Here is a 24,660-nt window from a genome sequence, read left to right on the forward strand (position 1 = left end):
GCCACCGCTGGCCTGCACATTGGGCGGGCAATCTTTGCATGGCGGCTGTTGATGCACCCACCGTCTATGAATTCCGCACAATTTGGATTTTTAAGCCGCATTCTTGCCTACATTGTCCCCCACCTTCCGCCCCATGGATGAGTGAGACGACACCAGAGTCGCGTCGCGCCTGGCAGTAAAAAAGGACATGAGGCAATGGGTAACGCAGCCCCCGCACTGCAGCCAGAACCGGCCCCGATCGTGGCCTGCACCGTCTCGCGGGACGTGGCAAACTTCGACCTGCTGATCGAGGACATGGAGGCCGAGCTTGGCGAAAGCTGGGGCGATCTCGCCTTTCCCGACGCCCTGAAATTCCTCGACCAGCCCGAGGCCAAACACCTCGAGTTCATCGCCGTCGCCGTGGATGGCGAGGATGAAGCCGACCTGACCCGCGTGTCCGGCATCATCGGGCGCGCCCGCGACATGGGCATTCGGGTGATCCTGATCGCCGACGAGATCAGCCCCATCGCCCTGCACCACCTGCTGCGGATGGGGGCGGATGACTTCGTGCCCTACCCGCTGCCCGAGAACGCGCTGCACGAGGCCATCGAGCGGCTGAAAGAGCCCGAGGTGGCGGCGCCCGTCCATGCCGATCCTCATGCCCACCCGCTCACCAGCCACGCCGCGCCCGCCTTCAAGGCCACCGGCCAGCGCGATGGCGTGGTGTTGCCCGTGCATGGCCTTGCCGGCGGCACCGGCGCCTCGACCTTCGCGGTCAACCTCGCCTGGGAGCTGGCAACGCTGGTCAAGGACAACGGCCCGCGCGTCTGCCTGCTGGATTTCGATTTCCAGATGGGCTCTGTCGCCACCTACCTCGACCTGCCGCGCCGCGAGGCTGTCTATGACATGCTGTCCGACACTTCGGTGCTGGATGGCGACACGCTGCTGCAATCCATGCTGACATATCACGACCGCCTGCAGGTGCTGACCGCGCCCGCCGAGATGCTGCCGCTGGACATCGTCACCTCGGAAGACATCAACCGCCTGATCGACGTGGCCCGCGACAATTTCGATTTCGTGGTGATCGACATGCCCTCGGCCGTGGTGCAATGGACCGAGGCGGTGCTCAATCAGGCGCATGTGTATTTCGTGCCCATCGAGCTGGACATGCGGTCGGCCCAGAACACGCTGCGGATGATCCGCGCGCTGAAATCCGAAGAGCTGCCGGTAGAGAAGCTGCGCTACGTTCTGAACCGGGCGCCGAAATTCACCGATCTGGCGGCCAAGGGCCGGGTGAAGAGACTGGCCGAAAGCCTTGATATCACGATCGAATTGCAGTTCCCCGATGGCGGGCGGCAAGTGACGCAGGCCAATGACCACGGCCTGCCACTGGCGACCGCCGCGGCCAAGAACCCGCTGCGCAAGGAAATCCAGAAGCTGGCGAAATCGCTGTTCGACCTCAACCGCGCCGCAGAGGCCGGCAAGGTCTGATCGCTCGCCGCTGGTCCACAGTACAGGAATAGGTGCCCACGATGTTCTCGCGCTACAAGAAGCCCACCGCTCCCGGCGCCGTGCCGATGGCGCCCGCCGCCAAGGTGCAGGCGGCGCCCGCCGCGCCCGCCAGCGCCGGGCAGCAGCAGCGCCCCACCGTGACCCGCAAGGCCGATCCCCAGGCGCAGCAGCCCCCCGCGCAGGCCATCGCCGCGGACAAGGAGAAGAAGCGCAAGGAGAAGCTGTCCGAGCTGAAGGTGCAGCTGCACAAACGGTTGCTGGACGACCTTAACCTGTCGGCGCTGGAACATGCCACCGAGGCCGACCTGCGGCAGGAGATCAGCGCGATCACCACCGAGGCGCTGGAGGAAATGAGCGTCGTCCTGAACAAGGACGAGCGCTTCACCCTGGTGCAGGAGCTGTATGACGAGGTGATGGGCCTTGGCCCGCTGGAGCCCTTGCTGAAGGATGACAGCGTCAACGACATCCTGGTGAACGGCCCGCAGCAGATCTTCGTGGAACGCGGCGGCAAGCTGACGCTGACCGACATCACCTTCAAGGACGAACGCCACCTGCTGCGGATCATCGACAAGATCGTGTCGGCCGTCGGCCGCCGCGTCGATGAATCCAACCCCTATGTCGACGCCCGCCTTGCCGATGGCAGCCGCTTCAACGCGATGGTGCCGCCGGTGGCCGTCGATGGCTCGCTGGTCTCGATCCGCAAGTTCAAGAAGGAAAAGCTGGCCATCGACGATCTGGTCCGCTTTGGCGCCTTCACCGAAGAGATGGCCGCCTATCTGCAGGCAGCGGTCTCCACCCGGCTGAACGTGATCGTTTCGGGCGGTACGGGTTCGGGCAAGACCACCACGCTGAACGCGCTGTCCAGCTTCATCGACAACTCCGAGCGGATCCTGACCATCGAGGATACGGCCGAACTGCAGCTGCAACAGGTCCATGTCGGCCGGATGGAGAGCCGCCCGCCCAATGTCGAGGGCAAGGGCGCGGTCACGCAGCGCGACTGTCTGCGCAACGCGCTACGGATGCGCCCCGACCGGATCATCGTCGGCGAGACCCGCGGCGAGGAAGTCATCGACATGCTGCAGGCCATGAACACCGGCCATGACGGGTCGATGACCACCATCCACGCCAACTCGGCCCGCGACGGCATCAGCCGGCTTGAGAACATGGTGGCGATGGCCGGGATCGAGATGCCGATCAAGGCGGTGCGCAGCCAGATCGCCGCCGCCGTCAACCTGATCGTGCAGGCCAGCCGCCTGCAGGACGGCAGCCGCCGCATGGTCTCGATCACCGAGATCACCGGCATGGAAGGCGACGTGATCTCGATGCAGGAAATCTTCCGCTTCGAACGGCTGGGGATGGAGCCTTCGGGCAAGATCATCGGCCGCTTCACCGCCACCGGCATCCGCTCGCATTACGCAGAGCGCTTCCGGCAGTGGGGCTATGACCTGCCCGCCTCGATCTACGAACCCGCGGTCTGAGGAGAGCACGCCATGTCCATCAGCCCGGCCCCCATCATCTACGCCCTGATCTTCGTCGCAGTGCTGCTGCTGGTCGAGGGCATCTACCTGCTGGTCTTCGGCAAGTCGATCAGCCTCAACGCCCGGGTAAACCGCCGGCTGGACCTGCTGGAAAAGGGCGGCCCGCGCGAGCAGGTGCTGGAACAGCTGCGCAAGGAGGCCAGCCAGCATCTGAAGGCCCGCGGCATCCCGCTCTATTCCATCCTGGCGGCCAAGGCGCAAAAGGCCAACATCGCGTTCTCGCCGCAGCAGCTGGTGATGGTGATGGTGCTACTGTCGGCGGTGGCTTACGGCGGCCTGACTGTCGGCACCAGCGCAGAGCCCGGCATCCGCGCCCTGATCGCCGTGGTGATGGGGGTGGGCGGCGTCTACATGTGGGTCAACGGCAAGGCCAAGAAGCGCCTGACCCTGATCGAAGAGCAGCTGCCCGACGCGATCGAGCTGATGGTGCGCTCGCTGCGGGTGGGGCATCCGTTCTCCTCCGCCATCCAGATCGTCGCCAAGGAGGTCGCCGACCCGCTTGGCACCGAATTCGGGATGATCGCGGATGAGGCCGCCTATGGCCGCGACGTGACCGAGAGCCTCAAGTCACTGGCCGAGCGGATGGACATGCAGGATCTGCGCTTCCTGGCCGTGGCCGTGACCATCCAGCAGCAGGCCGGCGGCAACCTGGCCGAGATCCTGGACGGGCTTGCCAAGGTGATCCGCGCCCGCTTCCGGCTGTTCCGCCGGGTGAAGGCGATCACGGCCGAGGCGAAATGGTCGGGCATGTTCCTGTCGGCCTTCCCGCTGGTGGCGCTGGTCGCCATCCAGCTCGGCAAGCCGGACTACTTCGACGAGGTCAAGGAAACCGCCGCCTTCGTTCCCGCCGCGCTGGTGGTGGGGGCCCTGCTGGGGGCCAACGTCCTGTTCATGAAGATCATGACCAATATCAAGGTTTAGTCCCGTGCAGCTGTTCACCGATCTCAACGCCGCGCTGATCGCCAATCTTGGGCCGCTGGGGCCGCTTTATGCGGTCGGCGGGCTTGGCCTGCTGCTGATCCTGGCCGTGCTGCCCATGATGATGCGCAAGACCCCCGATCCGCTGGAAAAGCTGCGGCAGAGCAACCAGGCCGCGCAGGCCGCCGCCCGCGCCAAGGAGCCGACGCGCAAGATGCTGCGGTCGGGCAAGACCGACAAGCTGGAGAAGTTCGCCGGCTTCCTCGAGCCGCAGAACGAAGAGGAAATGACCTCGGCCCGCCTGAAGCTGACCCGCGCCGGCTATCGCGGCAAGTCGGCGGTGCGCACCTTCCATGCGGCGCAGTTCGTGCTGGGGATCGGGCTGCTGGTTCTGGGCGTGATCTATGCCTTCATCAAGTCCAAGACCGGAGATCTGTCCACGACCAACATGATCCTCTACGCGCTTGGGCCTGGCATCGCCGGCTATTACCTGCCGCGCTACTGGGTCGACAAGCGGGTCGAGAGCCGGCAGAAGGAAATGCAGAACGGCTTTCCCGACGCGCTCGACATGCTGCTGGTCTGCGTCGAGGCCGGCCAGTCGGTCGATCAGGCCATCGTCCGCGTCGCCAAGGAACTGGAGCCGGGCTTCCCGGCCCTGTCCGAGGAATTCGAGCTGGTCGCCTATGAGGTGAAGGCCGGCAAGGAGAAGGCCACCGTGCTGCGCGGCTTTGCCGAACGCGCCGGGCTGCCCGACATCTCGTCCTTCGTGACGGTGCTGATCCAGTCGCAGACCTTCGGCACCTCGATCGCCGAGGCGCTGCGCGTTTATGCCGCCGACATGCGCGACAAGCGGGTGATGCGCGCCGAAGAACTGGCCAACAAGCTGCCCACCAAGATCACCCTTGGAACGATGATGTTTACTGTGCCGCCGCTGCTGATCATCCTTGTGGGCCCGTCAGTTCATTCTATGCTGGGGCTGTTCGATAGCATGCGGTAACTGAATGACGCTCGGCAGGGCGCTTGCCCTTACAGCCATATGCCTGCTCGCCGCCTGTCAATCGACGGGCGGTTTGCCTTTGGGGGGCGGCGATCCCTATGCACCCACGGGCCGCGCGCGCGGCGAGGCGGTGGACGGGCTGACCGTCGGCCACCGGCTGATGGAGGCGGGCGAGTTCGACCTGGCCCTGCGCGCCTATTACCGTGCCGCTGCCGAGACCGGGGCCACCGTCGATGTGCTCTCGGCCATCGGATCGGCAAACCTGCGGCTGGGGCGGCTTGGTCAGGCCGAGGCCATGCTGCGCCGGGCCATTGATCAGGACGAACGCTTTGTGCCGGCCTGGAACAACCTTGGGGTCGCGCTGATGGAAATGGGTGAGCCGGCCGAGGCCAGCCGCGTGTTCCGCACCGCCTATGCGCTGGACAGTGGCGAATCGGACGCCATCCGCGAAAATCTGCGCCTGGCGCTCGCACAGATCGAAAATCCGGCGTATGATGAACCCAAAGACATAACAAACTACAAGCTGGTTCGTCGCGGCTATGGGGAATACCTGCTGCTGGGCGCGCCCGAGGTCGAGCAGTTATAAGGACGCCAATGATGCGCCACCCCGTGTTGCTGACGCTGTGCCTTGGCGCAGCGGCCCTGATGTCTGGCTGTGGGGGCACCTCTGACGCCGATGTCGAGCGCGCCGTGAAAAGCGTCAATGTCATCGACGAGACCAACCTCAACGACATCATGCTGACCGTGGCCGACCCGAACGAGGCGGTCGCGTATTTCCAGCGCGCCACGTCGGATCAGCCGGACCGGATCGACCTGCGCCGCGGGCTTGCCCGCTCGCTGGTGCGGGCCAAGCGACCGACCGAGGCGGTGGCGCTCTGGGGCCAGATCATCGCCAGTCCCGAAGGCACGGCGGATGACCGCGTGGAATATGCCGATACCCTGATCCGCGCCGGCGACTGGAAGCGCGCCGAGGCAGAGCTGAACAACGTTCCGCCGACGCATGAGACCTATGAACGCTACCGGCTGGAGGCGATGGTCGCCGACAGCAACAAGAACTGGGCCAAGGCCGACAGCTTCTATGAAATCGCCGCGGGGCTGACGACGCGCCCCGCCAATGTGCTGAACAACTGGGGCTATTCCAAGCTGGGCCGCCGCGACTTTGCCGGCGCCGAGAAGCTGTTCAACGAGGCGCTGACCCATGACGAGGGGCTGTTCACCGCCAAGAACAACCTGGTCATGGCCCGCGCCGGGCAGCGCAAATATGACATGCCCATCGCCCAGATGACCCAGACCGAACGGGCGATGCTGCTGTATACCGCCGCGTTGTCGGCGATCAAGCAGGGCGATGTCACCATCGGCAAGGGTCTGCTGCGCGACGCGATCGACACCCATCCCCAGCATTTCGAGGAAGCCTCCCGCGCGCTGACCGCGCTGGAAACCGGCGGGCAGGGCTAGGCCTTGCTGGGCACCTCTCCCCAGACCGCGGCGCTGGTGTTTCTGGTGCTGGTTGCGCCGGTCGCGCTCTATGTCTGCTGGTCGGACCTGAAGTTCATGAAGATCCGCAACGCCGCCGGGCGGCTGCTCTTGCTGATCTTTGCTGTGGCCGGATTTCTGGTACTGCCGGCCGAGGTCTGGGCCTGGCGCTGGCTGCATTACGCGGTGATCCTTGGCGCCGGGTTCGTGCTGCACCTCGTGGCCGGGGTCGGGGCGGGCGACGTGAAGTTCGCGGCCGCCGCCGCGCCCTTCGTGGCCGTCGAACAGGCGCCGCTCATCCCGCTGCTGTTCGCGGCCTTCCTGCTGGGGGCCTTCGCCATGCACCGGGCGGCCCGCGCCATCCCCGCCGTGCGTCGGCAGACGCCCGATTGGGTCAGCTGGACGCGCAAGGATTTCCCGATGGGCCTCGCCATCGCCGGAACGATTGTCGCCTATCTGGTTTTTGCCGCCTTCCCCGAGACTTACGGGGCGTTCTTCCCAAGCAAGATATAGAGCGAGGTCCGCCGGATCTCTGTCAGCTCAGTCCCCGCCTCGGCCAGCGCCTCCAGCGCCGCGGTGCGGCCCGAGGGCGACAGCGGGCACAGCGGCACCAGCACCAGATCGGCATCCGCAAGCCCCGGCAGCCCGTCGTAATACCAGGGCGCACCCTGATCCAGCGGGTGGAAATCGCCGAACATCCAGAACAGCGACAGCGTGTCGGTGGTGAAGATGCCCTTGCCGGACTGCCCCGCCGCCTCCAGATCCGCCGTCACCGCGTGCAGCCAGGCGGTCAGGCCGGTGGACAGCGCGCAGCGGGGCAGCGTCTCGCCGTTCAGCAGCGCGGGCCGGTCCGAGACCTTGGCATCCTCCGCCAGCGCGGGCGGCGCCAGCTGCGAAAAGTCCGGCGCGGCGATGCTGGACGTGCCCGCCAGCGCCGCCATGCGGCTGTCCAGCACGTGGATATCGGCCAGCGCCTCGCCCCCCACCGGCTGGCTGTTCTCCCCAAGCCGAAGGTGCAGCAGCGGGCTGTAGGCCATGTTCTGCAACGAGGGGGCGCCATGCGCGAAGGCCGCGATGCCCACCGCCGTCAGCCCGTCGCGCAGATCGAAGCCCCAGGCGCGGCGGGTGCCCGGCTCTGGCCGCGCGACGAAGGCCAGCAGCGCCAGCAGGTAGATCCATTGCGGATCGTTGCCGTAGTTCTGGTAGGTGACGAAGGCGAAGGCCGGGAACAGCACGATCAGCACCAACCCCAGATCGGCCTGCCCGCCCTTGCGCAGGAAGACCACGGCCAGGATCGCCAAGATGCTGACCAGCCGGTACAGCGGCTCTGTCAGCACGCCGGTGAAGCTGGCCCCCGGCTGCGGGCGCACGTCGGACCCGGCCACCTGCAGCAGATCGCCCAGATAGGCCGCCCAGAAGCCCGTCCCTAGCAGCATCGTCGCCACCGCGGCCACCGCCAGCCCGGCGACCAGCGCCGCCAGCAGCGCCCGCCCCTCGCGCCGCAGCGCCAAAGCCAGCAGCACCGGCAGCGCGAAGGCGGCGAAGAAGGTCATCTTCATCAGCGCCAGCGCCGCCATCCCCAGCCCGATCAGCGCCCCGTCGAGCCAGGGCCGCGCCCGCCCCGGCAGCGGCGGAAGGACCGCCAGCACCAGCACCAGATAGCTGATCGCCCAGGCCCACCGATTGTAATGCATCGAGATCGAGGTCGAGGGTTCGGCCTCGCCATGCACCAGCGCCAGCACGAAGATCAGCACCAGTGCGCCGAGCACAAAGGGCCATGGCCCCTGCATCCGGCTGGGCCCCGCGCGCAGGATCGCCGGCACCAGCAGCAGCGCCAGCAGGGTCTGCGCCAGGATCAGCGCATGGCCAAGTCCCGCGCCAAGCGCCACCAGCCCCGCCACCGGCGCCACTGCCAGGATGCCGATGGGCGTGGCGTAATCCAGATGCGGGACCTGCCCGCGCGCCATGCGCAGCACCATGTCGGCCAGATGCAGGGTGTCGCCCTCATGCTTGGCGATGAAAAGCCCGCCCTTGCCCAGCGCCAGCCCGCCCATCACCGCCACCACGGCCAGAAGAAACACCGCCAGCCGCCAGCCACCTTGCCTGATCGTCACTCGTCCTGCCCCCGCCCGACGCCGTTTTGCGGCGCGCCTTACCATTGTGGAAACCATAGCCTGCCAGGCTTGACCGGGGAAGCCTCGGCTTGGTGCATTTCCGTTGTTGAATGGCCCCCGCATGGGTAGAATCGCCCAAAAAGCATAAAGCAGTCAGGGACATCCGCATGACCATGCAGGCCACCGCCGCCGCGACGACCGTCGCCGCCCCGCCCGCCCCGCGCACGATGGCCGAAACCGGCCTGTCGATGGTGATGATGCGGGACATCCTGCTGAAGACCATGTTCCGCATGAACCTCGACCTTGTGCCCGACATCGCCCGCATCTGCTGCGTGCAGGTCAGCGTGGCGCAGGAACTGGTGGACCTTGCCCGCAGCCAGCGCCTGCTGGAGGCGACGGGCACGCTCCATGCCACCTCGGGCACCGGGATGGGCTATCAGCTGACCGATGCCGGCAAGGCGCGGGCGCTGGATGCGCTGGCGCAATCGGAATATTTCGGCGCAATGCCGGTGCCGATGGACACCTACCGCGCACAGATCATGCGGCAGTCGATCCGCAACATTACCCTGACCCGCGCGCAGCTGACCAAGGCCATGGGCCACCTGATCCTGCCGCCGGCGCTGCTGGACCAGCTTGGCCCGGCGGTGGGATCCGGCCGGTCGGTGCTGATGTATGGCCCGCCCGGCAATGGCAAGTCGAGCATTTCCAATGGCATCCGCGACGCGCTTGGCGACAAGATCTATGTGCCGCTGGCCATCGAATATTCCGGGCAGGTCATCACCGTCTATGACCCGATCGTCCATTCCGCCGCCGAGGCCGCGGTAGAGGATGCAAGCACCCTGCGTCGCAACGCCAACCGCTTCGACACCCGCTATGTGCTGTGCGACCGCCCCACCGTGATCACCGGGGGTGAGCTGTCGCTGGACATGCTGGACCTGACCTACAACCCCACGGCGCGGACCTATACCGCGCCCCTGCAGCTGAAATCCACCGGCGGCGTGTTCATCGTCGATGACCTTGGCCGCCAGTCGGAGCCGCCACAGAAGCTGGTCAACCGCTGGATCGTGCCGCTGGAGGAGAGCAAGGACATCCTGACCCTGCAATCGGGCGAGAAGTTCGAGGTGCCCTTCGACACGCTGGTGATCTTTTCGACCAACTTCCACCCCAACAGCATCTTCGACAAGGCGGCGCTGCGGCGGATCTTCTTCAAGATCAAGATCGACGGGCCGAGCCAGGAGAACTTCCTGAAGATCTTCGCGCTCGTCGCCCGCAAGAAGGGGGTGCCACTGAACGAAAAGGCGCTGATCCACCTGCTGAAGGTCAAGTACCCCACCATCGACAACGTCTATGCGAATTACCAGCCGGTGTTCCTGATCGACCAGATGATCGCCATCTGCGACTTTGAAGGCATCCCCCACCAGATGTCGCCCGAGCTGATCGACCGGGCCTGGGCCAACATGTTCGTGGACGATTCAGAGGTGGAGCACTGAAGGCCGGGGCGCCTACAGGCGGAGCCGCGTTGCCAGCGCGTCCCAGCCCGCCAGCGCCTGCTGGTGCAGCGCGAAATCCAAGGCCCGCTCCTCGCGCAGCCGCGCTTCCAGCTCGGGTGACAGGGCAAGTTCGGCATAGGGCGAAACGTTCACCGCGTCTGGCTCCGCCTCTGTCCCCAGCTTGCGCCGCAGATAGGCGGCGGCCTCGTCGAACCGCTCATAGGGGAACAGTGCCGTTGCGCCGCAGCTGCCGTCCTTGCGTGACAGGAAGTCGGACTGGGTGCCAAGCCGCGACGGCGGCGGCGGTGCGTCCGACAGATAGCCCTCGATGAAGTCATCAAAGCTCATGCCGCGGGTGCTGTTCTGCGGGACCTTCATCCCCGGGCGGGCGCGGTAGCGGAACCAGCTGCCCAGCCAGTCCAGCGGCTCGCGCACCAGTGCTACCAACTCCGGCTCGGCAAGGCACAGCGCCCGCACCCGCGGCTCCATCCGCGACTCGTAGCTTTGCATCGTCGTGTGCCGCCGCGACGGCGCGCCGGTCAGCCGCAGGTCGCAGCTGGCGGCCAGCGCATATTCCAGCGCGGTAGAGCCGGTCTTGGGCGTGGCGAACAGCACGAGCGACTGCGCATAGGAGATCAGCATCAGGGGTCCGGGGTCGCTTAGGGTTGCCCCGGGATACGGGGATGGGCTTTCGGTGGCAAGACCCCTGCCAAGTTGCATCGCCGCACCCTATCTTCTGCCCCATGAACAGCCTGCCGCCCCCCATCACCGACTGGTTCAACGCCCGGGGCTGGTCCCTGCACCCGCATCAAACGGAGATGCTGGCCCGCGCCGGGGAGCCTGCGCTGCTGCTGGTCGCGCCCACGGGCGGCGGCAAGACGCTGGCGGGCTTCCTGCCGACGCTGGCCGAACTGGCCGATGCGCCGCGCCCGGGGCTGCACACGCTCTATATCTCGCCGCTAAAGGCGCTGGCCGCCGACATCCGCCGCAACCTCACCGCGCCGATTGCGGAAATGGGGCTGCCGATCCGGGTCGAGGACCGCACCGGCGACACCACCGCCACGCAGCGCAAGCGCCAGCGCGCCGATCCGCCACAGATCCTGCTGACCACGCCTGAAAGCCTTGCCCTGCTGCTAAGCTATGAGGATGCCCCGCGGATCTTCGACGGGCTGCAACGGGTGATCGTGGACGAGATCCATGCGCTGGCCGAAAGCAAGCGCGGCGATCAGCTGATGCTGGGCCTAGGCCGGCTGGCCACGCTTGCGCCCGGCCTGCGCCGGGTGGGGCTGTCGGCGACGGTCGAGGACCCGCCGGCGCTGGCGCGGTTCATGGCCCATGCGCCCCAGCCCTGCGCGGTGCTGCACGCCGACCCCGGGCCGGACCCCGACATCACCATGATGCAGACCACCGCGCCGCCGCCCTGGTCCGGGGGCGGCGGGCGCTATGCGATCCCGGACATCCTGGACCGCGTCCGCGCCCACCAGACCACGCTGATCTTCCACAACACCCGCGCGCAGGCCGAGATCTTCTTTCATGACCTCTGGGTGCAGAACACCGATGACCTGCCCATCGGCATCCACCACGGCAGCCTTGCCCGCGAACAGCGCGAGCGGGTAGAGGCGGCGATGGTGGCGGGGCAGTTGCGCGCCATCGTCTGCACCGGCAGCCTCGATCTGGGCATCGACTGGGGCAATGTCGATCTGGTGATCCAGGTCGGCGCGCCCAAGAACGTCAAGCGGCTGGTGCAGCGGATCGGCCGGGCCAACCACCGCTACAACGCGCCATCGAAGGCGATGCTGGTGCCCGCCAACCGCTTCGAGGTGGTGGAATGCATCGCCGCGCTGCAGGCGGTGCAGGCGCATGACCTCGACGGCGATCCGCGCGGGCCGGGGCCTTTGGATGTGCTGTGCCAGCATATCCTTGCCACCGCCTGCGCCGGGCCGTTCGACGCCGGGGCTTTTTATGCCGAGATCACGGCGGCCGGCCCCTATGCCGCCCTGCCCCGCGCCGATTTCGACGCCTGCCTCGAATTCTGCGCCACGGGCGGTTATGCGCTGCGCGCCTATGACCGCTGGCGGCGGCTGATGCAGCGCGGCGATGGCCTCTGGCAGTTGCGCGACCCGCGCACGGCGCGGATGATCCGCATGAACCTTGGCACCATCGTCGATACCGAAAAGCTGAAGGTGCGGATGAAGGGCCGCGGCGGAACGCCGCTTGGAGAGGTTGAGGAGAGCTTTGCCGCCTCGCTGTCCCAGGGCGATACCTTCCTGATGGGCGGGCAGGTGGTCCGCTTCGATGGGCTGCGCGAGTTGACGGTCGAGGTGACCCGCGATCCGGGGCGCGAGCCGAAGCTGGCGGTGTTCGACGGCACCAAGTTCGCCACCTCCACCCAACTGTCGGACCGGATTCTGGCGATCCTGAACAGCGGTGACTGGTCCGCCCTGCCGCCCGCCACCCAGGGCTGGCTGGCCTTGCAGGCCGAGGTGTCGGTGATGCCGCAGCGCAATCGGCTGCTGGTCGAGAGCTTTCCTTACGAGGGGCGCGAGCATCTGTGCATCTGGGGCTTTGCCGGGCGCAACGCGCAGCAGACGCTGGGGCTGCTGGCAACCAAGCGGATGGAGGAGCAGGGGCTGCATCCGCTTGGCTTTGTCGCCACCGATTATGCCACGCTGATCTGGGGGCTGGACGCGGTGCTGGACGCCGCGCCGTTGCTGGATGCGGCGGGCCTGCGCGAGGGGCTGGAGGGCTGGCTGGCGGGCAACGCGGTGATGAAGCGCAGCTTCCGCACCACCGCGCAGATCGCCGGGCTGATCGAGCGCAACCTGCCCGGCCAGCGCAAGTCCGGGCGGCAGGCGACGTTTTCCACCGACATCCTCTATGACACGCTGCGCCGCCATGATCCCGGCCACCTGATGCTGCGGATCACCGCAGAAGAGGCGATGCGCGGGCTGGTGGATTTTGGGCGGATCGAGGAGATGCTGGCCCGGATCGGCGGGCGCATCGACACAAGGCGGCTGGAGCGGATCCCGCCACTGGCCGCGCCGCTGTTCCTGGAGATGGGCCGTGTGCCGGTGCAGGGCGCGGGCCGCGAACGGCTGCTCGCCGAGGCGGCAGAGCGGTTGATGGCGGCGGCGGGGCTGGTATGACGGGGAGAAGAAGCGGGGGCCAGCCCCCGCACCCCCGGGATATTTGAGCCAGCAAGAAGATGAAAACAGGATTCGAGTTCGGGCTGGCGGGGGCGCGGCTGATGGCGCGGGCGGCGGGGACGCTCTGGTGGGCGGAGCCCGGGCTGCTCTGCGTGTCGGACCTGCATCTGGGCAAGTCGGAGCGGATCGCCCGGCGCGGGGGGACGCTATTGCCGCCCTATGAGACCGTAGACACTCTGGCGCGGCTGGATGCCGAGATCGCGGCGCTGGACCCAGCAGTGGTGATCTGCCTCGGCGACAGTTTCGACGACCTGCTGTCGACGGAATTGCCGGAGGCGGAGGCGCTGTGGCTGGCGCGGCTGATGGCGGGGCGACGCTGGATCTGGATCGCGGGCAACCATGATCCGGGGCCGGTGGGGCTTGGCGGGGCGCATCTGGCGGAATGCCACGAAGGCCCGCTGACCTTCCGCCACATCGCCGTGCCGGGCGCGGGTGCGGGCGAGGTGTCGGGGCACTACCACCCCAAGGCGCGGATCACCGCGCAGGGGCAGTTGCTGTCGCGGCCCTGCTTCCTGATCGACAGGGCGCGCGCGATCCTGCCCGCCTTCGGCACCTATACCGGCGGGCTTGCCACCACCGACCCGGCGCTGGGGGCGCTGATGGGGCCGGAGGCAGTGGCGGTGCTGACCGGGCGGCGGGCGATCTGCCTGCCGATGCCGCGCGCCGCTAGCCCGGCCAGCGCTCCGAGACGGCGGCCTGGAAGCCGCGGCTGACCGGCACTTCCGAGCCGTCCTTCATCACCAGCAGCGTGCGCCCGCCCCGCCGTACCGGCTCGGCCACCTCGGCCGCGGCGACCCAGTGTGAGCGATGGACCTGCAGCCCTTCCACCGGATCGGTCTCGGCCATTGCATCGGCAAAGCGCATCAGCAGCGTGTCGGTGCCCTGCGAGGTGTGGATGACCACGTAGTGATCGCGCACCGACAGCCGCACCAGCGGCGCCTGCTGCTGGTCCGGCAGGCGGGCGATCAGTTTTGGCAGCGCCTCTTCAGGGGCGGGCGGCGGCGTCTCGGCCGGCGGGTCCGCCATCACATTGCGGACGGCCCCGACGCCGACCGAGCCGACGAACACGAAGAGGGCGAACTCCCAGACATTCGGCACCGGGCTGGCAGAGCCGCCCAGCCAATGGGTGATCAGCGTCAGCGGCGGGGTGAACAGCACCACGTTGATCGCCGCGATCACGAAGGACGCCGGCCAGATGCTACGCGAGCATATCCGCTCCTCGATCAGCACCCGCACTGCCGAGCCGATCAGCAAGCCAAGGCCAATCAGCGTCGGCCAATAGATCGCGCGCAGGGCGAGCGGGAACACTTCATAGCTGCCAAACGGTCCGGCAAGCGTCGTCAGAATCGACAGCACGATCCATGTCACGATCGCGGCGGGGGCCGAGACCACACGCTTCCAGCTTTCGAGCAAGCGCTTCCAGTCTTTGAACAAGGAGGTCATCAACCCCGGCACCAATCCAAACTTCAGGCCCGATCACCTAATTGCAGCGCCCATGGCGGGCAATGGCGCCGGTTCCGGTTTCGAAGTAGCCTTCTCCAAGCGTTGCGCCAAAGACATAGGAATCGCGATGGATGAGGGACCAGAGGCGCGGGTGCGCGCCAGCTTTGCCAGGCAGAGCCTGATGCAGACCTTCGGCGCCAGCCTTGAAGAGCTGGCACCGGGCCTTTGCACAATCGCCGCGCCGATCGGTCCGAACGTGCGCCAGCAGCATGATGTCGGCCATGCCGGGCTGACCTTCGCGCTTGGCGACACCGCGGCGGGCTATGCCGCGCTGACCCTGATGCCCGAGGGCGCCGAGGTGATGACGGTGGAGATGAAGATCAACCTGATGGCCCCCGCCGCCGGGGCGCGGCTGATCGCCACCGGGCGGGTGGTGAGGGCGGGGCGGCGGCTGACCGTGGTCACGGCTGAGGTGGAAGCAGAGACCGAGGCAGGCACCCGCCGCACCATCGCGCTGTTGCAGGGCACGATGATCGCGGTGGGCCCGGCGGGCTGAGGGGCGCCCAGACCGTCAGCCTCTTTGGGCTGACGAACCTCAGACCGTCAGCCCCTCCGGCTCTGGCAGATTGTGCCAGCGGCAGGTGGCGGTCAGCGTGTTGGCCAGCAGGCAGGCGATGGTCATCGGCCCCACCCCGCCCGGCACCGGGGTGATCGCGCCCGCAACTTCCGAGGCGCTGGCGAAGTCCACGTCACCGACGAGGCGGGTCTTGCCGTCTCGCCCTACCCGGTTGATGCCCACGTCGATCACCGTGGCGCCCGGTTTCACCATATCGCCGGTGATCATCTCGGGCCGGCCCACCGCCGCCACCAGAATGTCCGCCCCCCGGCAGACGGCCGCCAGGTCGCGCGTGCGGCTATGCGCGATGGTCACCGTGCAGTTGTCGGCCAGCAGCAGCTGCGCCATCGGCTTGCCGACGATATTGCTGCGCCCGACCACCACCGCGTTCAGGCCCGAAAGGTCGCCCAGATGGTCCCGCAGCATCATCAGGCATCCCAACGGCGTGCAGGGCACCATCGCCTTCTGCCCGGTCGCCAGCCGACCCACGTTCGACATGTGGAACCCGTCCACATCCTTCTGCGGATCGATCGCGTCGAGGATGAAGCTTGCGTCGATATGCGCCGGCAGCGGCAGTTGCACGAGGATGCCGTTGATCTCGTCATCGCCGTTCAGCTGGTAGATGAGGTTCAAGAGCTCGATCTGCTCCACCCCGGCATCCAGCCGGTGCGTGACAGAGCGCATCCCCGCCTCCTCGGTCTGCACGCCCTTGTTGCGTACATAGACCTGGCTGGCCGGATCCTCGCCCACCAGCACCACGGCCAGCCCCGGCGTGATGCCGTGATCGGCCTTCAGCCGCGCCACGCCGTCCGCCACCTGGCCGCGAACCTTGGCCGCAAAGGCCTTGCCGTCGATGATCTGTGCCGTCATTCCCCGTCATCCCCTTTACCCAGAACGTCTTCCTCGCGCGCGATGAAGAACTCCATCATCTCGCGCCACAATGTTTCGGCCAGTTCGGGCGGCAGCCCTGCCGCAATCGCCCGCGCCCGCACCTTGGTCACCACATCCTCGACCCGCGTCTCGATCCGCGCCGGCAGCCCCTCGCCGGGTTTCAGCTCGATGGCGCGGTCGATCATCGCCGTGCGCTGCGCAAGAAGATCGACCAGCGCGGCATCCAGCCGGTCGATCTCAAGGCGCAACTCGGCCATGTTGGTGATCTGCGGAAGCTTGGTCATGCGGGCTCTCCTGCGGTGCAGCGGCAGGCGGGGGCCTGCGGTCCTGGGGGCGTGGCCCCGGGGAAAGGGCCACGAAAACCTCTGCAACATCTGGCGCGCCCGCTCAACCCCATCAGAACAGCTTGACCCATCAGAACAACCCGTCGATCTCGCCCGCGGCATTCAGCCGGATGCTCTCCGCCGCCGGCACCCGCGGCAGGCCCGGCATCGTCATGATCTCGCCGCAGATCGCCACCACGAAGCCCGCCCCCGCCGCCAGCCGCACCTCGCGCAGCGGCACGGAATGGCCGGAGGGCGCGCCGCGCCGGGTGGGATCGGTGGAAAACGAATACTGCGTCTTGGCGATGCAGACCGGCAGATGCCCATGCCCCGCCGCCTCCCAGGCCGCCAGCTGCTCACGGATGCCGGCCTCGGGCACCACCTCGGCAGCGTGATAGATGCGCGTCGCCACCGTCTCGATCTTGGCCAGCAGCGGCATGTCGTCGGGGTAGAGCGGGGTGAAGGTCGAGGGCGCATCGGCCAGCGCCACCACGGCATGGGCCAGTTCCTCGGCCCCGGCGCCGCCTTCCGCCCAATGCCGGCACAGCACCGACTGCACGCCCTGCGCGGCACAGAAGGCCTGCACCGCCGCCATTTCTGCTGCCGTGTCGCCGGTGAAATGGTTGATCGCCACCACCACCGGCACACCGAACCCGCGCGTGTTGGCAATGTGGCGGCCAAGGTTGGCGCAGCCGCGTTCGACCGCCGCCACATCCTCGGGGCCTAGATCGGCCCGCGCAGTGCCGCCGTTCATCTTCAGCGCCCGCACCGTTGCCACGATCACCGCGGCGGCAGGCGCCAGCCCCGCCTTGCGGCACTTGATGTCGAAGAACTTCTCGGCGCCAAGATCGGCGCCGAACCCCGCCTCCGTCACCACGTAATCCGCCAGCCGCAGCGCGGTGCGGGTAGCGATGACGGAATTGCAGCCATGGGCGATATTGGCAAAGGGCCCGCCATGCACGAAGGCCGGCGTATGCTCCAGCGTCTGCACCAGGTTGGGCTGCATCGCCTCTTTCAGCAGCACGGTCATCGCGCCCTCGGCCTTCAGGTCGCGGGCATGGACCGGGCTCTGGTCGCGGCGCGCGCCGATGACGATGGCCCCCAGCCGGTCCTGCAAGTCTGCCAGATCGCGCGCGAGGCACAGGATCGCCATCACTTCGGACGCCACCGTGATGTCGAAACCGGTCTGCCGCGGGAAACCGTTCTTCACCCCGCCAAGGCCCACCACCATGTCGCGCAGCGCCCGGTCGTTCATGTCCATCACCCGCCGCCAGGTGATGCGGCGCGGGTCGATATCCAGCGCATTGCCCCAGTAGAGGTGATTGTCGATCAGCGCCGACAGCAGGTTATGCGCGGCGGTGATCGCGTGGAAATCGCCGGTGAAATGCAGGTTCATCTCATCCATCGGCACGATCTGGGCCATGCCGCCGCCCGCCGCCCCGCCCTTCATGCCGAAGTTCGGGCCCAGGCTCGCCTCGCGGATGCAGATTGCCGTGCGCTTGCCGATCCGCGCCAGCGCGTCGCCGAGGCCGACCGTCGTCGTGGTCTTGCCCTCACCCGCCGGGGTGGGGCTGATCGCGGTGACAAGGATCAGCTTGCCTTCCGCCTGCCCCTCCAGCCCGGCGACGAAGCCCTGCGCCACCTTGGCCTTGTCATGGCCATAGGGGATCAGGGCCTCCACGGGGATGCCCAGCTTCGCCCCGATCTCGCGGATCGGGCGTTTCACCGCCACGCGGGCGATTTCGATATCGGTTCTTGCAGCCACGGGTTCCTCCCGGCGTCTGATGCGCCTTCCCTGCCAAGCGCCTTAGCGCATCGCAAGCCACGGTCGCACAGGTTTGCGACGGATGCGCCCCTGAATTCGCCGCGGGCGCGGATGCCGCAACGCCGATCGGAAACATCGGGCGTTTTCCGGGGAATGCAGCCATGCGCGGAACTTCGCCGGTGCGGCAGCGTTGAGCCTGCGAAGACGCCGACAAGACCAACCACAGGAGACTTGCCATGCGCGCCGCAACCATCGCCATCAACCTCGGCTTCGGCCTGGGACTCGCCCTTGCCTCGACCTTCCTGGTCCTGGTCTAAGCGCTCTACCCCCGCACCTCCGCCAGATGTGCCCAGACCGGCTGGTCCGGCACATGCAGACGCAGGCGGTCCCCCAGCCGGAACACCCCCTCCCGTTCAACCCAAGCCGTGATCCCGCGCTTGCCCTTGGCAGCCGGCTTGAACAGTTTTCCCGCCCCCGGACGCGCCGCCTCGATCACCTTGGCGGGCAGCGTGCAGGGGCGGTTCTCGATGTCGACCACCAGCGTCGCGCCGCTGCCCGCCTGCAGGCGTGACGAGGGCGGAACATGGCTGAAATCGGGGATCCCGTTCACCACCATGCTGGCGCCCAGCCAGGCCGGATCGAGGCTGTCCAGCCCCATCGCAGCGGCGATACTGTCCAGATCTTCCTGCGCGAGGATCGAGAATTGCCGCGTGTTGCGAATCTCGGTGTTGCGCGGATATTGCGCCGTCACGCGAGAGCACGAGGGGCGCGTCAGCCCCGCATGCTCCTCTCCCGCAACGCCGGCAAAGCTGGCGTGAAGCTCGGGCAGGGGCGTCGCGGCAAGGGTGGTGGCGCGGTCATCGACCCGGCCCAGCCAGACGATTTCGCCCCAGAAGTCACTCGGTTTCAGCACCGGCATGGCAGCCTCCGGGTCAGAACGGATGCGCAGGCATCTGCAGCACGATGAACGCGCGGCGGAACGGGAACAGGACGCTTCCGTCATCCTCCGCCGGGTAGGCGGCGGACAGCGCCTCATCATAGCGCGCGACGAAGGCTTCGGTCTCGGCCGGGGTCAGTTTGTCGAGGAACGGGCGCATCGCCGTGGCTTCGGTAAAGCGCCGCACCGGGTGGCCGGTGCCGCCGGGCACAAGCCGCTGGATGTAGTCGGTCTCCCACACGTTCAGCTGCCCAAGCGGGGCAAGCAGACGGTGATAGTCCAACGGGGCGCGGACCGGCGGGTGCCAGTCGACGAAATCGAAACGGTCCGGGAACATGTCGGCGGCGAACTCGCGCAGGAATCGGTGCGAGGGCGCGTTGAACTGGCGCGGCATCTGCACCGCCAGGGTGCCGCCGGGGGCGAGCAGGCCCGCCAGCCGAGGCAGCAGCTCATCGTGGTTCCCCAGCCATTGCAGCGCAGCGTTGGAGAAGATCAGCGCCGGCGGCGTTGCCGGCTCCCACACCGCGGCATCCTCGGCAAGGCAGCGGCGGTAGGCGCCCGTTGCCGCAGCCTCGGCCAGCATCGCAGGCGACTGGTCGATGCCGATCAGCCGGCGGCCCGGGAACAGCGCCGCCAGCGCTGGCCCCACGGCGCCGTTGCCACATCCAAGGTCGATCACATCGCCTTCGGGCAGATCATGGACCTGCGCCAGCAGATCCAGCGCCGGCCGCAACCGAAGGCCCCGAAACCGGGCATAGGTCTCGGGGCTCCAATCCTTGCCAGCGGCCATCGTCAGGCCGTCGGCTCGGGTTCCAGCCCGCCCTTGGGGGCCTTGGGCTTGGTCGTCTTCGGGATCGCGGTCACGCTGGTGGCATTGCCCGAGGGCGGGGTCTCGTCATTGCCCGGATCGGCCAGCGGCTCGCCGCGCATCACCCGCTTGATCTCGTCGCCCGTCAGGGTTTCGTATTCCAGCAGGCCCTGGGCCAGACGCTCGAACTCTTCCTCATGCTCGGTCAGGATCTGCATCGCGCGGGCATAGCCCTCGTCGACGATGATCTTCACCTCATCCTCGATCATGCGCTTGGTTTCCGCCGAGACGCTGAAGCCGCCGGTATTGCCCTGATAGCCCTCATGCGCCTCGGAATAGTCGATATTGCCGATCTTTTCCGACATGCCCCAACGCATCACCATCGCGCGGGCCACGGCCGACACGTTCTGGATATCGCCGCTGGCGCCCGAGGAGACACGCTCCTCGCCCCATTTCTTCACCTCGGCGGCCTTGCCGGCCATGCCCATGGCGATGCGGTCCTTCATCTGGTCCTTGTGCCAGCTGTGGCGGTCCATCTCGGGCAGGCTCATCACCATGCCAAGCGCGGCGCCACGCGGCATGATCGTCGCCTTGTAGACCGGGTCGCACTTCGGCAGCTTGATCCCGACGATGGCGTGGCCGGCCTCATGGTAGGCGGTCATTTCCTTGTCGTCATCGGACATGATCATCGACCGGCGCTCCGGTCCCATCATCACCTTGTCCTTGGCGCTCTCGAAATCGTCCATGGTCACGAAGCGGCGGCCCTTGCGCGCAGCGGTCAGCGCGGCCTCGTTCACGAGGTTCGCAAGATCGGCGCCCGAGAAGCCCGGCGAGCCGCGCGCGATGGTGCGCAGGTCGACATCCGGCCCCAGCGGCACCTTGCGGGCGTGGACGTTCAGGATCTTCTCGCGGCCCTTGATGTCGGGATTGCTGACGGTCACCTGCCGGTCGAAGCGGCCCGGGCGCAGCAGCGCCGGGTCCAGCACGTCCTTGCGGTTGGTGGCGGCGATGATGATCACGCCGTCATTCGCCTCGAAGCCGTCCATTTCCACCAGCAGCTGGTTCAGCGTCTGTTCACGCTCGTCATTGCCGCCGCCCATGCCCACGCCCCGGGCGCGGCCCACGGCGTCGATCTCGTCGATGAACACGATGCAGGGCGCGTTCTTCTTGGCCTGCTCGAACATGTCGCGCACCCGGCTTGCGCCGACGCCCACGAACATCTCGACAAAGTCGGAGCCAGAGATGGTGAAGAACGGAACCCCGGCCTCCCCCGCAATGGCGCGGGCGAGCAGGGTTTTACCCGTACCGGGCGGGCCGACGAGCAGCGCGCCTTTCGGGATCTTGCCACCAAGGCGGCTGAACTTCTGCGGGTTGCGCAGGAATTCCACGATCTCTTCCAGCTCTTCCTTGGCCTCGTCGATGCCGGCCACGTCGTCAAAGGTCACGCGGCCCTGCTTCTCGGTCAGCAGCTTGGCGCGCGATTTGCCAAAGCCCATCGCCCCGCCTTTGCCGCCGCCCTGCATCCGGTTCATGAAGAAGATCCAGATGCCGATCAGCAGCAGGAAGGGCAGCCACAGCGACAGCATCGACAAGAAGCCCGATTGCTGTTGGCGTTCCACCTTCACTTCGACGTTATTGGCGATCAGGCGCTCGGTGATCTGGTCCCCGTCGGGCTTCACGGTCACATACTGCTGACCATCGGTCCCCCGCATGATCACCTGCTCCCCGTCGAGCGTGACCGAGGCCACCTCGCCCGCGTCCACCCGCTGGACGAACTCCGAATAGCTGATCGAGCGGCTGTTCATCGTGTTCTGCCCACCCGAAAACAGGTTGAACAGCGCCAGGATGAGCAGGAACAGCACGACCCAGAAGGCGATATTGCGCGCGTTACCCAAGGGGGAAACCTCCATTTGTGCGGACAGCCCCGTACCGTTGGCGGCGCGCGGTGTCACTTGCCGTTCAAAATAGGGATTTGGCGGTCAGGTTCAATCCAAGATCAGCGAATGAAGGAAGTCCTCTTCGCCGCAGGCAAGCTCTGCGCGCCAACCCGCCGGGTGCCCGGCCAGCGGCGCCGCGACCAGATTGGCGCCGCGCCAGACCGCGGGCGTCGCCGCCAGCCCGGCATGGGGGCGGCCAGTCTCGCGCCAGCCCGGACAGAGCGCCAACCCGGCAGCGCCAAGCGCCCGGACCTCGCAGTCCGCCGGCCCGGGGCCCTCCAGCCGCCAGCGCCCGTCCCAAAGGTCGCCCACGAGGCCAGTGGTGGCAGCCACCGCCTGCGGCTCACGCGCAATCCGCAGGCCGCCCGCCTCGGGCAGCAGCAGACACCCGGCCAGCGTCGCGGGCTTGCCGCCCTGTGCCGCCGCCAGCGCGCCCTGCAGCGCCGCCAGCCGCGGGCGATAGTCGCCACCGCCGATCCAGCGCAGGGCATGGGCTGCGATCCTGAGCCGGGTTTCCTCTGGCAGGCCGGCAAACCCCGAGGCCAGCACCACATCGCCTGCGTCAATCCGCCCCAGCCCTCGCGCCGCCGCCTGCGCCGTCTGCGCCAGCGCCTCCCGCGCCATCCGCATCCGCGCGGCGGTGTCCGCGAGGCCCGCCACGTCCAGCCCCAGCGGCGCCAGAGCCGCCAGCGCCTGCCGCGCCTTCACCCGGTCAAAGCGCGGATCATCGTTCGAGGGGTCTTCCGCCCAGCCGACCCCCCGCGTCCGCAGCCAGTCCCGCAACGCCCCGCGCCGCACCTCCAGCAGCGGCCGCAGCCACAGCACGCCCTCCGCCCGCCGCTCCGCCGCCATTCCCGACAGCCCGTCCACGCCCGACCCGCGCGCCAGCCGCAGCAGCACGGTTTCCGCCTGATCGTCGGCGGTATGGCCAAGCGCCACAGCACCGGCCCCCTGCCCCGCCGCCCACTCCGCGATCAGCCGCTGCCGCGCCCGCCGCGCCGCATCCTGCAGATTGCCGCGCCGGTCCCACTGCCAGCGCAGCACGGTATGCGGCACGCCAAGCCCGGCGCAGACCACCGCCACCGCCTCGGCCTCGGCCGCCGCCTCGGGCCGCAACCCGTGATCCACCGTCACCGCCGCCAGATCAGGGCCGCCTGCCGCGCGCCACGCCGCCAGCAGATGCAACAGGGCCACCGAATCACCCCCGCCGGACACGGCAACGCCCAGACGCTCGATGCGTCCGGGCGTCAAAGCCGCAATAATTGTCCGCAGCAGCGGGTCGTCTGTCACGTCACTGGCAACCAAGCGTGCGCATCTGCGAGGCCGCCTCGGCCGTCGCCAGATGGCCCGGGAAGCGGGTGCCGACCTCGGTCAGCGTTACGCAAGCCTCCTGGCTCTGCCCCAGCTGCCCCAGCGAGGTGCCAAGCCGCAGCAGGTTGTCGGCGGCGAACGGCCCGTCCGGACTGCCCGAGAACCCCTCCAGATAGGCGCGCGCGGCATTCGCCGTCTCGCCCAGCTTGGTCAGCGCCTCGCCGCGCAGGTAATGCGCCTCGCCGGTCAGGGGGCCGCCCGTGTAGGTTTGGGTAAAGGTCGCAAAGAGGTCAGCGGCGCCGCGAAAGTCACCTTGATCGAGCACCTCCCGGGCCCGATCAAAGTCTGCCTGCTCGCCCACCGCAAGCTGTGCCCCGCCCGAAGGCGGCGGAGCGGTCGAACCCGGCGCCGGAAGGGCCGGCGCCGCGCTGCCCGCCTCGCCGCCAAGCGCGGTGGTCACGGGAAGGTTGGCAATGTCGCAGCCATCCTCCATCTCGCACAGACGGAATTCCAGATCGCCGACCCGGTTGGTGCCATCCGACACCACACGGTCGATGCGGTTCTGCAGCTCTTCCGTCTGCGATGTCAGGCGCGACAGCTCCGCCTCCATCGTGTTCATCCGGTCGAGCGCCGTTGCGCCGCCTGCGGCCTGCAATCCGGTGCCAGAGCTGACCAGCTCTGACTTCAGCGATTGCAGCATCGCGGCCAGCTGCGACAGCTCGGTCCGGATATCGGCGAGCGTTTCCGCCCTGGCCGCCCCTGCAAAGGGCGCGGCCAGCGCAAAGACGCACAGGGCAAGGCCCGGAAGCCGGATCATCGCGCCCCCCGTTCTCAGCTACCGGCCCCGACCGAGATCACGGTCACGGCGCGGCGGTTCTGGGCATAGCAGCTTTCTTCCGAACAGACCTGCAGCGGGCGTTCCTTGCCATAGCTGACGGTGCGCAGACGGCCGGGCTGCACGCCCTGGCTGACCAGGAACTCCTGCACGGCGCTGGCGCGGCGGGCGCCAAGCGCAAGGTTGTACTCGCGCGTGCCCTGCTCGTCGGCATGGCCTTCGATGATCGCGGTATATTGCGGGTTGCTGGCGAGCCATTGGCCCTGGCCGGTCAGGATCATCCGCGCCTCGGGGTTGATCGTCGACTGGTCCACCTGGAACAGCACCCGGTCGCCGATGGTCTGCGCGAAATAGGCCGGCGAGGTCGGATCGTTCGCGCCGCCAAGCCCGGTGCTGCCGATGCCGCCGGGACCATAGCCGCCCGCGCCATCAGCACCGCCCGCGCCAAAGCGGTTGGGGTTGTTACATGCCGCAAGGGCAAGCACGCCGATCAGAAGTAGGGCCGAAGAGTGCAGTCTCATGTCGTTCCGCCTGTGTTTATTGGCCTTTGGCCATCAGATGTGTTCG

At 67.7% G+C, this 24,660-nt stretch carries 23 protein-coding genes; 11 read left to right on the plus strand and 12 right to left on the minus strand.

Features of this window, described 5'->3' with window-relative positions; genetic code table 11:
* The first annotated feature begins 195 nt into the window (after window positions 1-195).
* Genes GVY41_RS09660 through GVY41_RS09690 form a run of 7 tightly spaced genes read left to right on the plus strand, consistent with a single transcriptional unit; the run spans window position 196 to window position 6,930 of the window.
* Window positions 196-1,470 (plus strand): CpaE/TadZ family protein, encoded by a 1,275-nt coding sequence (locus tag GVY41_RS09660; protein WP_161345845.1) that lies wholly within the window; start codon window positions 196-198, stop codon window positions 1,468-1,470.
* A gap of 41 nt (window positions 1,471-1,511) precedes the next feature.
* Window positions 1,512-2,969 carry a TadA family conjugal transfer-associated ATPase gene (locus GVY41_RS09665; RefSeq protein ID WP_161346106.1) on the plus strand — a complete coding sequence of 486 codons (1,458 nt, stop codon included), beginning with the start codon at window positions 1,512-1,514 and terminating at the stop codon, window positions 2,967-2,969.
* Window positions 2,970-2,981: 12 nt separating this feature from the next.
* Window positions 2,982-3,950 (plus strand): type II secretion system F family protein, encoded by a 969-nt coding sequence (locus GVY41_RS09670; protein ID WP_161345847.1) that lies wholly within the window; start codon window positions 2,982-2,984, stop codon window positions 3,948-3,950.
* Between the two features lie 4 nt (window positions 3,951-3,954).
* Window positions 3,955-4,944 carry a type II secretion system F family protein gene (locus GVY41_RS09675; RefSeq protein WP_161656888.1) on the plus strand — a complete coding sequence of 330 codons (990 nt, stop codon included), beginning with the start codon at window positions 3,955-3,957 and terminating at the stop codon, window positions 4,942-4,944.
* A gap of 4 nt (window positions 4,945-4,948) precedes the next feature.
* On the plus strand, window positions 4,949-5,530 hold the full coding sequence (locus GVY41_RS09680; RefSeq protein WP_161345849.1) for a tetratricopeptide repeat protein: 582 nt from the start codon (window positions 4,949-4,951) through the stop codon (window positions 5,528-5,530).
* Between the two features lie 11 nt (window positions 5,531-5,541).
* On the plus strand, window positions 5,542-6,399 hold the full coding sequence (locus GVY41_RS09685; RefSeq protein ID WP_161345851.1) for a tetratricopeptide repeat protein: 858 nt from the start codon (window positions 5,542-5,544) through the stop codon (window positions 6,397-6,399).
* Between the two features lie 3 nt (window positions 6,400-6,402).
* Complete coding sequence (locus tag GVY41_RS09690; RefSeq protein ID WP_229726014.1) at window positions 6,403-6,930, plus strand: prepilin peptidase; 528 nt, start codon at window positions 6,403-6,405, stop codon at window positions 6,928-6,930.
* Here the strand turns inward: GVY41_RS09690 and GVY41_RS09695 are convergent.
* A complete protein-coding gene (locus GVY41_RS09695) occupies window positions 6,900-8,531 on the minus strand; it encodes a hypothetical protein (protein WP_161345853.1) in 1,632 nt (543 codons plus the stop codon). The genes GVY41_RS09690 and GVY41_RS09695 overlap by 31 nt on opposite strands.
* Before the next feature lie 167 nt (window positions 8,532-8,698).
* On the opposite strand from GVY41_RS09695, the gene GVY41_RS09700 reads away from it, so the two are divergent.
* Window positions 8,699-10,021, plus strand: a complete 1,323-nt coding sequence (locus tag GVY41_RS09700) for a P-loop NTPase family protein (protein ID WP_229726015.1) — start codon at window positions 8,699-8,701, stop codon at window positions 10,019-10,021.
* A gap of 12 nt (window positions 10,022-10,033) precedes the next feature.
* On the opposite strand, the gene GVY41_RS09705 is transcribed toward GVY41_RS09700, so the two are convergent.
* Window positions 10,034-10,663 carry a sulfotransferase family protein gene (locus tag GVY41_RS09705; protein ID WP_161345855.1) on the minus strand — a complete coding sequence of 210 codons (630 nt, stop codon included), beginning with the start codon at window positions 10,661-10,663 and terminating at the stop codon, window positions 10,034-10,036.
* Window positions 10,664-10,764: 101 nt separating this feature from the next.
* Here GVY41_RS09705 and GVY41_RS09710 point away from each other — a divergent pair, with 101 nt between their 5' ends.
* Window positions 10,765-13,167: a ligase-associated DNA damage response DEXH box helicase gene (locus GVY41_RS09710; protein WP_161345857.1), complete on the plus strand. Its 2,403-nt coding sequence runs from the start codon at window positions 10,765-10,767 to the stop codon at window positions 13,165-13,167.
* Between the two features lie 59 nt (window positions 13,168-13,226).
* Window positions 13,227-13,940, plus strand: coding sequence for a ligase-associated DNA damage response endonuclease PdeM (pdeM, locus tag GVY41_RS09715; RefSeq protein ID WP_161345859.1), 714 nt, complete (start codon window positions 13,227-13,229; stop codon window positions 13,938-13,940).
* Here the strand turns inward: pdeM and GVY41_RS09720 are convergent.
* A complete protein-coding gene (locus tag GVY41_RS09720; RefSeq protein WP_161345861.1) occupies window positions 13,894-14,670 on the minus strand; it encodes a LytTR family DNA-binding domain-containing protein in 777 nt (258 codons plus the stop codon). The two genes, pdeM and GVY41_RS09720, sit on opposite strands and share 47 nt — an antisense overlap.
* Before the next feature lie 127 nt (window positions 14,671-14,797).
* On the opposite strand from GVY41_RS09720, the gene GVY41_RS09725 reads away from it, so the two are divergent.
* Window positions 14,798-15,226 carry a PaaI family thioesterase gene (locus GVY41_RS09725; protein ID WP_161345863.1) on the plus strand — a complete coding sequence of 143 codons (429 nt, stop codon included), beginning with the start codon at window positions 14,798-14,800 and terminating at the stop codon, window positions 15,224-15,226.
* Window positions 15,227-15,265: 39 nt separating this feature from the next.
* On the opposite strand, the gene folD is transcribed toward GVY41_RS09725, so the two are convergent.
* The 9 genes from folD to pal all read right to left on the minus strand — a co-directional run bounded on the left by folD (window position 15,266) and on the right by pal (window position 24,614).
* Window positions 15,266-16,156, minus strand: a complete 891-nt coding sequence (folD, locus tag GVY41_RS09730; RefSeq protein ID WP_161345865.1) for a bifunctional methylenetetrahydrofolate dehydrogenase/methenyltetrahydrofolate cyclohydrolase FolD — start codon at window positions 16,154-16,156, stop codon at window positions 15,266-15,268.
* Window positions 16,153-16,461 carry a chorismate mutase gene (locus tag GVY41_RS09735; RefSeq protein WP_161345866.1) on the minus strand — a complete coding sequence of 103 codons (309 nt, stop codon included), beginning with the start codon at window positions 16,459-16,461 and terminating at the stop codon, window positions 16,153-16,155. Before GVY41_RS09735 ends, folD begins: the two co-directional genes overlap by 4 nt.
* Window positions 16,462-16,591: 130 nt before the next feature.
* Window positions 16,592-18,265, minus strand: a complete 1,674-nt coding sequence (locus GVY41_RS09740) for a formate--tetrahydrofolate ligase (RefSeq protein WP_161345868.1) — start codon at window positions 18,263-18,265, stop codon at window positions 16,592-16,594.
* Window positions 18,266-18,587: 322 nt separating this feature from the next.
* Window positions 18,588-19,184, minus strand: a complete 597-nt coding sequence (locus GVY41_RS09745) for an MOSC domain-containing protein (protein ID WP_161345870.1) — start codon at window positions 19,182-19,184, stop codon at window positions 18,588-18,590.
* Between the two features lie 13 nt (window positions 19,185-19,197).
* Window positions 19,198-19,992 carry a methyltransferase gene (locus GVY41_RS09750; protein WP_161345872.1) on the minus strand — a complete coding sequence of 265 codons (795 nt, stop codon included), beginning with the start codon at window positions 19,990-19,992 and terminating at the stop codon, window positions 19,198-19,200.
* Between the two features lie 2 nt (window positions 19,993-19,994).
* Window positions 19,995-21,905: an ATP-dependent zinc metalloprotease FtsH gene (gene ftsH / locus GVY41_RS09755; RefSeq protein ID WP_161345874.1), complete on the minus strand. Its 1,911-nt coding sequence runs from the start codon at window positions 21,903-21,905 to the stop codon at window positions 19,995-19,997.
* A 90-nt stretch (window positions 21,906-21,995) separates the two neighbouring features.
* Window positions 21,996-23,237: a tRNA lysidine(34) synthetase TilS gene (tilS, locus tag GVY41_RS20535; protein WP_268234503.1), complete on the minus strand. Its 1,242-nt coding sequence runs from the start codon at window positions 23,235-23,237 to the stop codon at window positions 21,996-21,998.
* Between the two features lies 1 nt (window position 23,238).
* On the minus strand, window positions 23,239-24,075 hold the full coding sequence (gene ybgF, locus GVY41_RS09765) for a tol-pal system protein YbgF (protein WP_161345876.1): 837 nt from the start codon (window positions 24,073-24,075) through the stop codon (window positions 23,239-23,241).
* Window positions 24,076-24,089: 14 nt separating this feature from the next.
* Window positions 24,090-24,614, minus strand: a complete 525-nt coding sequence (pal, locus tag GVY41_RS09770; RefSeq protein WP_161345878.1) for a peptidoglycan-associated lipoprotein Pal — start codon at window positions 24,612-24,614, stop codon at window positions 24,090-24,092.
* Window positions 24,615-24,660: the final 46 nt, after the last annotated feature.

This window comes from Frigidibacter albus (assembly GCF_009908165.1).
Classification (GTDB): Bacteria; Pseudomonadota; Alphaproteobacteria; order Rhodobacterales; family Rhodobacteraceae; genus Frigidibacter; species Frigidibacter albus.

Excerpts from the sequence above, each read along its gene's own strand:
- GVY41_RS09660 (WP_161345845.1), top strand. The coding sequence starts at position 196 with ATGGGTAACGCAGCCCCCGCACTGCAGCCAGAACCGGCCCCGATCGTG.
- GVY41_RS09665 (WP_161346106.1), top strand. The coding sequence starts at position 1,512 with ATGTTCTCGCGCTACAAGAAGCCCACCGCTCCCGGCGCCGTGCCGATG.
- GVY41_RS09670 (WP_161345847.1), top strand. The coding sequence starts at position 2,982 with ATGTCCATCAGCCCGGCCCCCATCATCTACGCCCTGATCTTCGTCGCA.
- GVY41_RS09680 (WP_161345849.1), top strand. The coding sequence starts at position 4,949 with ATGACGCTCGGCAGGGCGCTTGCCCTTACAGCCATATGCCTGCTCGCC.
- GVY41_RS09685 (WP_161345851.1), top strand. The coding sequence starts at position 5,542 with ATGCGCCACCCCGTGTTGCTGACGCTGTGCCTTGGCGCAGCGGCCCTG.
- GVY41_RS09700 (WP_229726015.1), top strand. The coding sequence starts at position 8,699 with ATGACCATGCAGGCCACCGCCGCCGCGACGACCGTCGCCGCCCCGCCC.
- GVY41_RS09705 (WP_161345855.1), bottom strand. The coding sequence starts at position 10,663 with ATGCTGATCTCCTATGCGCAGTCGCTCGTGCTGTTCGCCACGCCCAAG.
- GVY41_RS09710 (WP_161345857.1), top strand. The coding sequence starts at position 10,765 with ATGAACAGCCTGCCGCCCCCCATCACCGACTGGTTCAACGCCCGGGGC.
- pdeM (WP_161345859.1), top strand. The coding sequence starts at position 13,227 with ATGAAAACAGGATTCGAGTTCGGGCTGGCGGGGGCGCGGCTGATGGCG.
- GVY41_RS09720 (WP_161345861.1), bottom strand. The coding sequence starts at position 14,670 with ATGACCTCCTTGTTCAAAGACTGGAAGCGCTTGCTCGAAAGCTGGAAG.
- GVY41_RS09725 (WP_161345863.1), top strand. The coding sequence starts at position 14,798 with ATGGATGAGGGACCAGAGGCGCGGGTGCGCGCCAGCTTTGCCAGGCAG.
- folD (WP_161345865.1), bottom strand. The coding sequence starts at position 16,156 with ATGACGGCACAGATCATCGACGGCAAGGCCTTTGCGGCCAAGGTTCGC.
- GVY41_RS09735 (WP_161345866.1), bottom strand. The coding sequence starts at position 16,461 with ATGACCAAGCTTCCGCAGATCACCAACATGGCCGAGTTGCGCCTTGAG.
- GVY41_RS09745 (WP_161345870.1), bottom strand. The coding sequence starts at position 19,184 with ATGCCGGTGCTGAAACCGAGTGACTTCTGGGGCGAAATCGTCTGGCTG.
- GVY41_RS09750 (WP_161345872.1), bottom strand. The coding sequence starts at position 19,992 with ATGGCCGCTGGCAAGGATTGGAGCCCCGAGACCTATGCCCGGTTTCGG.
- ybgF (WP_161345876.1), bottom strand. The coding sequence starts at position 24,075 with ATGATCCGGCTTCCGGGCCTTGCCCTGTGCGTCTTTGCGCTGGCCGCG.
- pal (WP_161345878.1), bottom strand. The coding sequence starts at position 24,614 with ATGAGACTGCACTCTTCGGCCCTACTTCTGATCGGCGTGCTTGCCCTT.